A 12508-nucleotide genomic window follows, 5' to 3' on the forward strand; every position below is an offset into this window, starting at 1 on the left:
CGTCGAGGATGGCCCCTCGCCCACGTGCTGCCTAAGCTGAACGCGTGAGCGCCCAGATCGTCCTCGTGCACGGCATCCGCACGTCCGCCACGATGTGGCGGGCACAGCTCGAGTACCTCGATGCCCGCGGATACACGGCGACCGCCGTCGATCTGCCCGGCCACGGCACCCGGATGCACGAGGACTTCACCCTGCACGAGGCGTTGCACACGATCGACGTCGCGGTGCGGACCGCGGCCGAGAAGGGCCCCGTGCTCCTCGTCGGCCACTCGATGGGCGGTCTGCTCTGCCTCGCCTACGCGGGCGGTGCGCAGCAGCCCCCGGTCGCCGGTCTGATCGCCGCCTCGTGCACGTCACTCCCCCATGGCGCCGGTCTCGCCGCCTACCGGCTGTTCACCCGGGCGGTCGACTCCCTGCCCGACCGCGGGATGTGGCTCACCGGGAGGATCCTCGAGGCGACGATCCCCGCCGAGACCCGCTCCGACTTCGCGGCCGGCGGCTATGCGCTGGACACCCAGGACGCGGCGCTGCGCAGCCTCGCCGCCCTCGACATCGCCACCGCGGTCGCACGCATCACGATCCCGCTCTGGTTCGTGAACGGGCAGTACGATCAGCTCCGCCTGAACGAGTCGCTGTTCCGACGCCTGGCCCCGCACGCCGAGCTGATCATCGTGCCCCGCACGACACACCTCGTCACCGCGATGCGACCCCGCGTGTTCGACGCCGTGCTGCAACTCGCGATAGCGACACTGGAGTCCGCTTCCGACTCATGACGGTCGCACGGGCTGCCGCGCGAGCGCGGTGAGCACTCCCCCGACCAGCGACAGCACCGCCGCCGCCACGAACACCAGCCAGAAGCCACCGACGAGCGCCACGAGCCCCGCGCCCAGCACCGGACCGATCAGCTGGCCGAGCGCCGCCGTGACGTTGACGACCCCCAGGTCCCGCGCATGATCCTGCTCATCCGGGAGCAGATCGGCGGCGAACGCCAGGCCCACGGTCGAGAAGGCCCCGTATCCGAGTCCCATCAGCGCGGCGGCGATCATCGTCATCTCGAAGGTCGGCACCAGGGCGATCGCGACACCGGACGCCGCCTGCACCACGGTCGCCGCGACCGTGAGCGTGCGGCGGTTGCCGGTGCGGTCGGACACGATCCCCGTGACCACCGAGGCGATCACCACGAACACGGTGTACACGACGATCAGCAGCAGCAGGTTGTCCTGCGCCTCCGCGCTCGGCTGACCGAGACCGTGCAGCAGGAAGAAGAGGAAGAGCGCCGTCCCGAGCGCGTTCCCGATGTTCGTGACCAGGCGACCCGACAGCATCCAGGCGAAGTCGCGATCGCGGAGCGAGGCCAGCCGGCGGCGTCCTGCCTGCTTCGGACGCATCGCCTCCGTGCTCGGAGGATCGGGCAGCAGCAGCGCCGCCGCGGTGCCGACGACCGCGATGATGGCCGCGAGGAGCAGGTATCCGGCGCCGATGCCGAGCCCCAGGAGCACCACGAGGCCTACCCCGAGCACGATACCGACGGCTTGACTCGAACCCACGGCGGCCGATGCCGAACCGCGCTGCGTGGACGGCAGCTGGTCGGCGATGAGCGCGGTGAAGGCCGCGGACGACACCGCCACACCGATCGACACACCCACCCAGCCGGCGCCGACCGCCCACGGGCCCTCTGCGAAACCGGTGAGTACGAGGCACAACGCGGTGAACAGCACACCGCCCAGGGCCCACGGGCGGCGACGATGACGACCGGCGGCCGCACGGTCCGACAGCGCCCCCGCGGCAGGACCGGCGATGATGCCCGCGAGCCCGCCGATCCCGAGCACGAGTCCGGACGACACGACCCCGCGGATCCAGTCGTCCTCCGGGGTGTCGAGCTGCAGGGGCAGGAGCAGCTGCACGGGCGTGAGCTGCACGGTCCAGATCGCGAGCCACGCCAGCGTGAACAGCGACATCCATCGCGCTCCGGCCCGCACGGTGCGGGTGCGGGTCACCTCGCTCATCGAGTCTCCTCCGCCGTCGCGGCGACGCGGGACGCCCCGATGAGATCGCGATACCAGTCATACGAGGCCTTCGGCGTGCGCTCTCCCGTCTCGAAATCGACATGGACCAGACCGAAGCGCTGCGTATACCCGTCGGCCCACTCCCAGTTGTCCAGGAGCGACCAGACCGTGTACTCCTCGACCGGCACTCCGGCATCGACGGCTTCCGCCACCGCGGCGATGTGACCGGCGAGGTACGCGATCCGGTCGGTGTCGTCGATGCGCGCGGCACGTTCGGGCTCCGGGAAGGAGGCGCCGTTCTCGCCGATGATCACGGGAGGCAGGTCGGGGTGCCGGGTATGCAGGTCGATCAGGAGGTCGCGCAGGGCGCTCGGCATGATCGGCCACTCCGGGCCGAAGCCGGTGACCGGCGCACCGGGGGTCGGCACGATGTCGAACGGGATCGGGCTCCCCTTTTCCGCGAGCGTGACGGTGGTGGGGTTGTAGAAGTTGATGCCGTAGAAGTCGATCGAACGGGCGATCGCCTCCAGATCCCCGTCCTGCGTGGGCATCGGGGGAAGCCCGAAGGCTTCCAGATCAGGATACGCGCCGGCGAGGAGCGGTTCACTGAAGACCCGGTTGTGGATCGTGTCGTAGATCGCAGCGGCCTGCAGATCCTCCACCGTGTCGTGCAGCGGCAGCACCCAGGTGTGGTTGTTGACCAGACCGACCGCCGTCGCGCCGCGCGCACGGAGCACCTCGGCCGCGCGCGCATGGGCGAGGAGCTGATGGTGCGCGGTGGGCAACGCGTCGAAGAGTAGCTGCTTGCCCGGTGCGAGAGCGCCGACCGCATACCCCTGCAGGGTCGTCATCGCCGGCTCGTTCAGCGTGTACCAGTGCGTGACGCGGTCGCCGAGACGGCCGGCCACGATCGCGGCATACTCCGCGAAGCGCTCGGCCGTATCCCGGTTCACCCACCCGCCGTCGGCCTCGACAGCGCTCGGCATCTCCCAGTGGAAGAGCGTCGGGAACGGCACGACCCCGGCATCCAGCAGCAGATCGACCACACGGGAGTAGTGGTCGAGGGCCACCGTGTCGCCGGGACCGCTGCCGTCGGGCTGCACGCGCGACCACGGGATGGAGAACCGGTAGCGGTCGAGGCCCAGACCCGCGGCGAGGGCCACATCGGCCTCCGGATGCCGGTAGCTGTCGCACGCCGGGTCCGCCGTCGATCCGTCGATGATCGCTCCCGGCCGCTCCAGGAAGTCGTCCCAGATGGACCGCCCGGAATCCCCGGTCGGTCGAGACCCCTCGATCTGGAAAGCGGAGGTGGCTGCAGACCAGCGGAGCCCGGCAGGCACGGCGGGACGGACGGGTGCGGGGGTCATGTGGCTCCTTGACGTCAGTGTCGGGATAGTGATGATTCTGCACCCGGTACCACCGGATCCGCGACCGAGTACCGTGTTCCCGTCGCCGTTTCGCGTGATCACCCCCTCTGCTGGTAGACTCGACTCTTGGCTTGCGTGTGGGTTCTTCCCTCACGACCGCTGTGCAGCAGCCCTCTTCTGCTGCCGGCATTCCGAACACTCCTGTACAGAAAGCGTCCACACGTGGCAAACATCAAGTCGCAGATCAAGCGCAACAAGACCAACGAGAAGGCGCGCGAGCGCAACAAGGCCGTGAAGAGCGAGCTCAAGACGGTCATCCGCACCGCGCGCACCGCTGTCACCGCGGGCGACAAGGCCGCCGCCGAGACCGCCCTGAAGAAGGCGTCCGTGAAGCTCGACAAGGCCGTCAGCAAGGGCGTCCTGCACAAGAACCAGGCATCGAACCGCAAGTCGGCTCTCGCCAAGCAGGTCGCCGCTCTCTGAGCCGCACCGTCTGAGAAAGGCCCACCCCGTATCGGGGTGGGCCTTCTTCGTTGTACCGGGGTCCCCGGTGAGACGAGGTGTCCGCGGTGAGACGAGGTGTCGTCGGTGAAACGGAGTCCTGCAGTGCTACTCGCCGAACGGCTGACGGGTGGCGATCACCGTGACCATGCGCTCCAGCGCGAAGATCGGATCGCGCGCTGCACCCTTGACCTCGCCATCGGCCCGAGCCGTCGCCTGGATCGCCATTCCCAGCGACCGCTCGTTCCATCCCGCGAGGTCGCGACGGGCGCGATCGACCTGCCAGTCCTTCATGCCCAGGCGCTGCGCCAGCTGTCTGCTCGGCTCGCGGTTGCCCGCCACGCGCGCCATCGTGCGGAGCTTCATCGCGAACGCCGCGACCATCGGCACCGGATCTGCCCCCGACGAGAGGGCATGGCGCAGGGCGATGAGCGCTTCGCCATAGCGACCGGCGATCGCGGTGTCGGCCACGACGAACGCCGACACTTCGACCCGACCGCCGTAGTACTTGGTGACGATCTCTTCGGTGATGTCGCCCTCGACATCGCCGATCAACTGCTGACACGCGGCGGCCAGCTCGGTCAGATCATCGGCGAACGCCGACACGAGCGCGCGCAAAGCCGGAGGCGCGATGCGCTTCTTCGCCGCGCGGAACTCCCCCGCCGCGAAGTCGACACGGTCGCCGTCGCGCTTGATCGCCGGGCAGGCGATCTCGATACCGCCGCCGATGCCGGCACGAAGGGCATCGAGCAGCTTCTTGCCGCGCACGCTCGCACCGGTGTGCCGGAGGATGACCGTCGCGCCCTCCTGCGGGTTGTCGAGATACGACACCGCTTCCTGGATGAAGGCGTCGGAGCACTTCTCCACACCCGAGACGCGCACCAGACGCGGCTCTCCGAACAGCGACGGCGACGTGAGGGACAGCAGAGTTCCGGGCGCGTAATCGTCGGCGCGCACATCGCTGACCTCGAGCGCGGGATCTTCTGCGCGCAGGTAGTCACGCACGCCGGCGATCGCGCGTTCAGCGCAGACCTCCTCCGGTCCTGATACGAGCACGATCGGGGCGGGATGCGGCTCACGCCAGGACACCTGCGGGATCTTGGTGGGCTTCGCGCCACCACGGGGAGAGGGACGCGAAGCTGCCATGGATCCAGCCTACCGGCGGTCACCGACACCGCTCCGCGTGATCGACCGCGCCGGACCGCCGATCAGTCGATCCGTCGTGCCTCCGGGCGTCGCCGCACCGCCAGCAGCACGACGCCTGCGACGAGCAGCACGGGACCGAGGACAGCCCACCACAGCGGTGCCATTCCGCTCGAGGCGAGCTGGATCGAGACGGATGCCGAGGCGTCGTTGTTCGTGAGGTCCGGGTCGTGCGTCTCCGCGGAGATGCTCGCGGCGTTGGCGACCTCTGCACCGGCTGCGCGCGCGTCCACCGACGTGCCGATCTCGAACTCGATGAAGGCACCCGCAGCGACCGACGCCGATGTGCAGGTGACGATCGCTCCCGCAGCAGCACAGCCCGCGGGGACGTCGGTGACGGTCAGTCCCGCGGGCAGGGTGTCGGTGACCACCGCCGCCGTCGCATCGTCGGGGCCGTGGTTCGCAACCTGGAGGATCCACGTCACCGGGTCGCCCGGTGCGACCGCGGCGGTGAGCGCACGCTTCGCGATCGAGAGGTCGGCGAAGGCCACCGTGGGCGGGGTGCTCGCGGACGTGAAGTTGTCGGAGTAGTCGGAATCCTGCTCTGCCGGATAGACCGAGGCGTTGTTGGTGAGGACCGTCCCCGGCGGCACGTCGTCCGGAACCAGGGCGAAGCTCGAGAACTGCAGGCTCGTGCCGGCGGGGATGGTGCCGAGGTTGCACGACGCCCACCCGGATCGCACGGTCACCCCCGACTGCACGCCCACCGGCTGCGGCTCGCTCTCGCATCCTGGCGCCGTCGTGCCGTCGTGGATGAGCGGGTCCTCGGGGAAATCGTAGAAGTACACGTTGGTGGCATCGACCGTGCTGAGGTTCGTCACCGTGATCGCCCACTCGAGGCGCGACCCGGCACCGATCGGACCCCTGTCGACGAGCACCTTGGTGATCGCGATGTTCGTGAGCGGCGGTGTCACGTAGGTCCAGCCGCTCAGGCGCACATAGCCGATGAAGTCTGTGAACTCGCGCTGCCCCGCGTTGCCGGTCGCGGTGTAGTCCACCTTGACCCTGCCTTCGACGCTGTCGAAGAGCGCCCCGCCCTGATACTGGATCGACGCCACGCAGCTGCCGCCGACCGGCAGCGCGGCGGTGCACGTGCCGGGGTCGAGGAGGAATGCCGGCTCGACGGACGTGAGCGCAAGCGGTGAGAGCGGCACGGCCGCCGTGTTCGTGAACGTGACCGTCTGCGCGGGGCTGAGTGTGGCGGGCGGCGCCGTGAACGACAGCGACCGCGGCTCGATGTCGAGCGAGTGCACGAGAGCCGTGTACGGCAGGTACACCTGATCCGTGGCGACGCCGCCCGCGCCGCTCGCTGTCCATCCGCGGCCGCCCTGCACCGACGTGAGCGGGGCGAGGTAGACGCTCGGGTTGAACACGACGCTCATGGTGCACACGGCACCCGCCGCCAGGAAGCGCGACGTGCTGAACACGCTCATGCCGGGGCACGCACCGCCCGACGTCTCCGACAGCGCGGCGTCGGGCGCAGGCGTGTACCACCCGCTCGTCGACAGCGTCACGTCCTGCAGCGCGGTGATCGTGTAGGTCATGGTGATGTTCGGATCGCCGAACGCCACGTCGTCGCCGAAGTTGAGTCCGGTGACGGAGACGACCACGTAGTCCGCCATCGTCGCGGCGGAGGCACTGCTCACGGGCACCACCGCCGCCGCCGCCCCCACGGCGATCGCGGCGAGGATCGCCGACCATCGTCTACTGCTCATCATGATCCCTCGTCGCTGCGCGTCTGCACGCAACTGAGGCTGACAGTAGTCCTGCGGTGCGGGCGGGACAACAGGTTGTCCGACGCCGGGTCATCCCGACCGTCTCTCGGTCCAGATCTGCAGCTCGCCATCGTGGAGCCCCAGGAGGATGCGCCCTCGCTGGTCCGTACGCACCACCTGTGCGCCCGTCGCCGCGAGAACGTCGAGCGTCTCCTGTCGAGGATGGCCGTAGTCGTTGTCGGCACCGACGCTGATCACGGCCACACGTGCTCCGATCGCTTCGTAGAGGCCGGGATCCTGATCCGCACTGCCGTGGTGGGCGACTTTGACCACGGCGTACCGGCCGATATGTACGGTGCGCGCGAGCATGCGCTGGGGCTGCGCCGACAGGTCGCCGAGGAACAGCGAGTGGGGCACGTCCCCGCCGTCGATGTCGAGCACCACACTCGCGTCGTTACTCGTGGGGAACACCCGGGACGAAGGCTGTGGCCAGAGCACCCGCCACGTCGCCGACCCGAGTATGCCGTGCTGGCCGGCGGAGGCCTCATCGAGGCGAGCACCCGCGGAAGCGAGACCATCGAGCAGGTGCTGATCGGAACCTTCGGCGACCGGACCGTGGAGGACCGCATCGACCCGGCCCCGGAGAGCGGGCGCACCACCGACGTGATCGGCGTCGAAGTGCGTGAGCACGAGCAGGTCGATGCGATCGACACCGAGCGAGCGCAGACAGTCCGAGAGCGGGTCCGGCTCAGGTCCGGTGTCGATCAGCGCGACCGCGTTCTCCGAGCGTACGAGCACGGCATCTCCCTGCCCCACGTCGCACGCGGCGATCGACCATCCCCCGGGTGTCGCGACCGTGGCGAGCGGACCGTTCAACAGCAGCCGCGCACCGCCGAGAGAGAGGACCACGATGAGCACCCCGGCCGCCCCGCGCCGCAGCAGTCGATCGCCGCGAACGGTCACCGTGCCAGGTCTCGCGACCCGGGCGCGCATCAACACGATCACGAGGGAGGCGCTCACGACCGTGACCAGCAGAGCGCTGCCGATCCCCGCCGGAAGCAGGATCTGCGCGCCCGGCATCCGCGCAGTGGTCATGGCGGTTGCCGCGATCCAGGCGGACGGGAGCCAGGCGCACGCCGTGAGCAGGTCGGCGAGCAACGGAATCGGGGCGGAGAGGCACGCGAGGAGTCCGATCACCGTGGCGACCGGAGCTGCCGGTTCGGCGATGAGGTTCGCTGCGATCCCGATCAGCGACTGCTGCTCGGCGAACAGCGCGATGATCGGGCCGCACGCCAGCTGCGCGGCGAGGGGCACGGCGAGAGCAAGCGCCACCGGGGCGGGCATGAACCGTCCGATCCCCCGCGCCAGTGGCGGCGCGAGCAGGATGAGCGCTCCGCTGGCCGCGACGGACAGAGCGAAACCCGGTGTCGCCGCCAACCACGGATCGGCGAGGACGATGCCGACCGCGCACAGCGCCAGCATCCCCGCGCCGGCGCTCGGTCTGCCGAGCAGGACCGTGAGCATGCCCACGGCCGCCATCACCGCGGCGCGGATGACGCTCGGCTCCGGCGTGACCAGCACGACGAACCCGGCGAGTCCGACGAGCGAAAGGACCACGCGGAGGGCCCGCCCTCCCCCGCACAGCGCCGTGAGCGCGAAGATCGCGCCGACGACGATCGCGCAGTTCGCTCCGGATACCGCGGTGAGGTGGCTGAGGCCGCTCGTGCGCATGTCGTCGTTCAACGCCGCCGACACGGCACGGGTGTCTCCGACCGCAAGCCCCGGCAGCAGCCCCGCCCCGGGTTCCGGAAGGCGCTGCGACCTCTCGATGAAGGCTTCCTTGATCCTGGCCGCCGTACCGAAGACGCCCGAGGCCGGTGCAACGACCTCGGCATCGCTCGCGAAGACCACCAGCGCCGAGCGCTCCCCCGCGTCCGTGGCCGCGGCCTCCCCCACCACGCGGATACGCGCGCCCAGCTCGAATCCCGCCGCAGGCTCGACGCCGATCCGTACCGGTGCCGCCGCCCCGGAGACCCTTCCGGGTGATCCGATTCCGGTCGCCAGCGCTTCGACCCACAGGCGTCCATCACGCCCGATCGATCCGGAAGAGGTGATCTCCGCACTGACCTCCACCACGCGTCCGTCCCACGCCGACGCACGCTCGCGCGAGGGAAGGGCGAGAGCGACGGAGAGCGCGGCCCCGGCTGCGGCGGCGAGAGCGACGACCACGAGTCCACCGGAACGCAGACGACCGACGGTCCGATGCCGTCTCTGCCGCCGACGCGAGACGAGCAGCACCACCACGGTGACCGCCGCGAGCAGGCATCCACCCACACACACCCACGAGAGGGCCGGCACGAAGACGCACAGGAGGGCCGCGGCCCAGGCGGCCAGCGCCAGCGGCACGAGCCGAAGATCGCGCGCTTTCACACCCGGACCCCGTCGCGCATGCCCTCGAGCAGCTTCTCGCCGATACCGGGAACCGCCAGCAGATCATCCACCGACTGGAAGCGGCCGTTCTCCTCTCGCCAGGCGATGATGCGCTCCGCGAGCGCGGGCCCGATGCGCGGAAGCGTTTCCAGCGCCGCCTGATCCGCCGCGTTCAGATCGATGCGCGTGTCCCCCGGGGTGGCCGCTCCCGGCGACGCTGCGGTGGGTGCCCCCACAGTCGGCACCAGGATCTGCTCTCCGTCTTCGACCGCGCGCGCCAGATTGATCGCGGTCAGATCCGCGTCGTCGGTGGTTCCACCCGCCGCACCGACGGCATCGACGAGGCGGGCGTCGAGGTCGAGAACGTAGAGTCCCGGTTTCTCGACCGCACCCAGGACGTGCACATAGAGTTCTCCGGACGGGCCGGTCGTGGCCTCGACGTCGGCCACCGACACGGATTCCATCGGCGCCGCCTGGCCGCGCAGGATGCCGAAGCCGACCGCCGCCGACAGCACCACGAGGGCGAGGATCACCGCCGCGCCGACGCTGAGACGCGCACGCCGTCGAGGAGGACGAGGAGATACCTGCGGGGAAGCCATCCGGCCACGCTAGGCGCGACGGATCACCCCGACTCACGCAGGAACACTGCCACCGTGGACAACCCGCACGGGTCGTCCACGGTGGAGGAGCTGATCAGCCCTTGACGACGAAGCTGACGATCTTCGGAGCCCGCACGACGACCTTGACGATCTCCTTGTCGCCGAGCGAGCGGATCACCCGCTCGTCCGCACGCGCCAGCGCTTCGAGCTCGGCCTCGCCGATGCGCGCCGGAACCTCGAGCTGCGCACGGACCTTGCCGCCGATCTGCACGACTGCGGTGACGGTGTCCTCGACGAGCAGGGACGGATCGGCCGAACGCCAGGTCACCAGGCCCACGGAAGGCTCGTGACCGAGCATCTCCCAGATCTCCTCCGCAGTGTGCGGGGCGATGAGGTCGAGCATCACGGCGATCGTCTCGGCGGCCTCGCGCACGGCAGGGTCCGCCGCACCCGCCGCGCCGTCGATGGTCTTGCGCGTGACGTTGACGAGTTCCATGAGACGCGCGACGAGCACGTTGAACTTCGTCTGCTCGACCAGTGCCGGCGCCTCCGCCAGCAGCTTGTGCGTGGCGCGACGCAGCGCGGCGTCGCCGCCGTCGAACACGACGTCCACGGGACTGGAGACCTCGCCGGCGATTCGCAGCGCGCGGGACAGGAACTTCTGCGCACCGGTCGTCGAGACGTCGGCCCAGTCCTTGTCGTCCTCCACGGGGCCCGCGAAGGCGAGCCCGACACGCAGAGCATCGGCACCGTGAGCGTCGAGCTCCTCCTGGAAGAGCACCAGGTTGCCCTTGCTCTTGGACATCTTCTGCCCGTCCAGCAGCACCATGCCCTGGTTGATCAGGTTCGAGAACGGCTCGGTGAAGTCGATCAGGCCCATGTCGAACAGCACCTTCGTGATGAAGCGCGCGTACAGCAGGTGCAGGATCGCGTGCTCAACACCCCCGATGTACGAGTCGACCGGCGCCCAACGCGAAGCCTCCGCGGGGTCGAACGCCATGACGTCGCTGTTCGGCGAGAGGAAGCGCAGGAAATACCACGAGCTGTCGACGAACGTGTCCATCGTGTCGGGGTCGCGCAGCACCGGGTCGCCCGTCTCGGGGTCGGTCGTGCGTACCCAGCTCTCGGCGCCGCCCAGCGGGGATGTGCCCTTGGGCTTGAGGTCGAGTCCTTCGACGCTCGGCAGCTTCACCGGCAGCTTGTCCTCGGGGACGGGGATGATCCGGCCGTCCTCGCCGTGCAGCATCGGAATCGGGGTGCCCCAGAAGCGCTGACGCGAGATCAGCCAGTCGCGCAGACGGTAGTTCTTCGCGGCACGACCGGTGCCGGAGGTCTCCAGCTGCTCGATCGCGCGGGCGATCGCATTGCGCTTGGACAGTCCGTTCAGCGCGCCGGAGTTGATCATGCGACCCTCACCCGTGAGGGCGACTCCCGTGGATGCCGGGTTCTGCTCGTCCAGCGCAGCACCCGTGTCGATCGGCACGCCGTCCTCGTCGACCTCGATCACCGGCATCGCACCCGTGATGGGCGCCGTGGTGTCGACGACGACCTTGACCGGCAGGTCGAAGGCACGCGCGAAGTCGAGGTCGCGCTGGTCGTGGGCGGGAACCGCCATGACCGCACCGTGACCGTAGTCGGCCAGCACGTAGTCGGCGGCCCACACCGGCAGCTTCTCGCCGTTCACCGGGTTGATCGCGTAGCGCTCCAGGAACACACCGGTCTTCGGGCGGTCCGTGGACTGCCGGGTGATGTCGGTCTCCTTCTGCACCTGCTCCAGGTAGTCCTGGAAACGCACCCGCACGTCAGCGGGCGCACCGGCCGCGAGCTCGGCGGCCAGGTCGGAGTCGGGGGCCACCACGAAGAACGTCGCACCGTGCAGCGTGTCGGGGCGCGTCGAGAACACCGTGACCGGCTCCTCGCGACCCTCGATGCGGAAGTCCACATCGGCGCCGATCGAGCGGCCGATCCAGTTGCGCTGCATCTGCAGCACCTTGTGCGGCCAGAAGCCCTCGAGCTGGTTCAGGTCGTCGAGCAGGCGGTCGGCATAGTCGGTGATGCGGAAGTACCACTGCGTGAGCTTCTTCTTGACGACCTCGTAGCCGCAGCGCTCGCAGCGTCCATCGACGACCTGCTCGTTCGCCAGAACCGTCTGGTCGTTCGGGCACCAGTTGACCGCGCTCTTCTTGCGGTAGGCCAGCCCCCGCTCGTACAGCTTCAGGAACAGCCACTGGTTCCAGTGGTAGTACTCCGGGTCGGACGTGTGCAGCTCGCGGCTCCAGTCGAACGAGACGCCGTACTGCTCGAAGCCGAGCTTCTGCTGCGCGATGTTCTGATAGGTCCACTCCCGCGGGTCGGCGCCCTGACGGATCGCTGCGTTCTCGGCGGGCAGGCCGAACGAGTCCCATCCGATGGGGTTGAGCACGTTGTGCCCGCGGTGCCGCCAGAACCGGGCCACGATGTCGGAGTACAGGTAGTTCTCGGCGTGCCCCATGTGCAGGTCGCCGGAGGGGTACGGGAACATCGCGAGCACGTACCGTCGCGGCCGCGTGTCGTCGTCGCCGCCCGTGAGGAAGGTCCCGTTCTCCGCCCAGTACTTCTGCCACTTGTTCTGGATGGCGTGCGCCGACGGGGTCTCCTCGTCGGCAGGAGCGGTGGACAGGTTCTCAGACAACGAACGCACGACCAAT

Annotated in this window: 9 protein-coding genes; 2 read left to right on the forward strand and 7 right to left on the reverse strand. The window is 69.4% G+C overall.

Translation table 11 applies throughout. The features are described 5' to 3' along the window. Positions 1 to 44: 44 nt before the first annotated feature. Positions 45 to 773: an alpha/beta fold hydrolase gene (locus WFM69_RS12450; protein WP_337005102.1), complete on the forward strand. Its 729-nt coding sequence runs from the start codon at positions 45 to 47 to the stop codon at positions 771 to 773. Here the strand turns inward: WFM69_RS12450 and WFM69_RS12455 are convergent. Then, positions 768 to 2006, reverse strand: coding sequence for an MFS transporter (locus tag WFM69_RS12455; RefSeq protein WP_337005104.1), 1239 nt, complete (start codon positions 2004 to 2006; stop codon positions 768 to 770). The two genes, WFM69_RS12450 and WFM69_RS12455, sit on opposite strands and share 6 nt — an antisense overlap. After that, on the reverse strand, positions 2003 to 3373 hold the full coding sequence (locus WFM69_RS12460; protein ID WP_337005106.1) for a GH1 family beta-glucosidase: 1371 nt from the start codon (positions 3371 to 3373) through the stop codon (positions 2003 to 2005). The genes WFM69_RS12455 and WFM69_RS12460 overlap by 4 nt, the downstream gene beginning before the upstream one ends. A 222-nt stretch (positions 3374 to 3595) precedes the next feature. On the opposite strand from WFM69_RS12460, the gene rpsT reads away from it, so the two are divergent. Continuing rightward, positions 3596 to 3856: a 30S ribosomal protein S20 gene (gene rpsT, locus WFM69_RS12465; protein WP_337005108.1), complete on the forward strand. Its 261-nt coding sequence runs from the start codon at positions 3596 to 3598 to the stop codon at positions 3854 to 3856. Between the two features lie 126 nt (positions 3857 to 3982). Here the strand turns inward: rpsT and holA are convergent, their stop codons facing one another. The 5 genes from holA to leuS form a co-directional block, all read right to left on the reverse strand. Beyond that, complete coding sequence (holA, locus tag WFM69_RS12470) at positions 3983 to 5020, reverse strand: DNA polymerase III subunit delta (RefSeq protein WP_337005110.1); 1038 nt, start codon at positions 5018 to 5020, stop codon at positions 3983 to 3985. Positions 5021 to 5082: 62 nt separating this feature from the next. After that, the gene (locus tag WFM69_RS12475) at positions 5083 to 6795 is read right to left on the reverse strand and encodes a DUF11 domain-containing protein (RefSeq protein WP_337005112.1); all 1713 of its coding nucleotides are present in this window, start codon (positions 6793 to 6795) and stop codon (positions 5083 to 5085) included. A gap of 87 nt (positions 6796 to 6882) precedes the next feature. Beyond that, on the reverse strand, positions 6883 to 9222 hold the full coding sequence (locus WFM69_RS12480; RefSeq protein ID WP_337005114.1) for a ComEC/Rec2 family competence protein: 2340 nt from the start codon (positions 9220 to 9222) through the stop codon (positions 6883 to 6885). Continuing rightward, the gene (locus tag WFM69_RS12485) at positions 9219 to 9821 is read right to left on the reverse strand and encodes a ComEA family DNA-binding protein (RefSeq protein ID WP_337005116.1); all 603 of its coding nucleotides are present in this window, start codon (positions 9819 to 9821) and stop codon (positions 9219 to 9221) included. Before WFM69_RS12485 ends, WFM69_RS12480 begins: the two co-directional genes overlap by 4 nt. 94 nt (positions 9822 to 9915) lie before the next feature. Then, the gene (gene leuS, locus WFM69_RS12490; protein WP_442928475.1) at positions 9916 to 12492 is read right to left on the reverse strand and encodes a leucine--tRNA ligase; all 2577 of its coding nucleotides are present in this window, start codon (positions 12490 to 12492) and stop codon (positions 9916 to 9918) included. Positions 12493 to 12508 lie beyond the last annotated feature (16 nt).

Origin of the sequence: Microbacterium sp. LB12 (assembly GCF_037150835.1) — a bacterium.
Taxonomy (GTDB): Bacteria; Actinomycetota; Actinomycetes; order Actinomycetales; family Microbacteriaceae; genus Microbacterium.

Excerpts from the sequence above, each read along its gene's own strand:
- WFM69_RS12485 (WP_337005116.1), bottom strand. The coding sequence starts at position 9,821 with ATGGCTTCCCCGCAGGTATCTCCTCGTCCTCCTCGACGGCGTGCGCGT.
- WFM69_RS12460 (WP_337005106.1), bottom strand. The coding sequence starts at position 3,373 with ATGACCCCCGCACCCGTCCGTCCCGCCGTGCCTGCCGGGCTCCGCTGG.
- holA (WP_337005110.1), bottom strand. The coding sequence starts at position 5,020 with ATGGCAGCTTCGCGTCCCTCTCCCCGTGGTGGCGCGAAGCCCACCAAG.
- WFM69_RS12455 (WP_337005104.1), bottom strand. The coding sequence starts at position 2,006 with ATGAGCGAGGTGACCCGCACCCGCACCGTGCGGGCCGGAGCGCGATGG.
- WFM69_RS12475 (WP_337005112.1), bottom strand. The coding sequence starts at position 6,795 with ATGATGAGCAGTAGACGATGGTCGGCGATCCTCGCCGCGATCGCCGTG.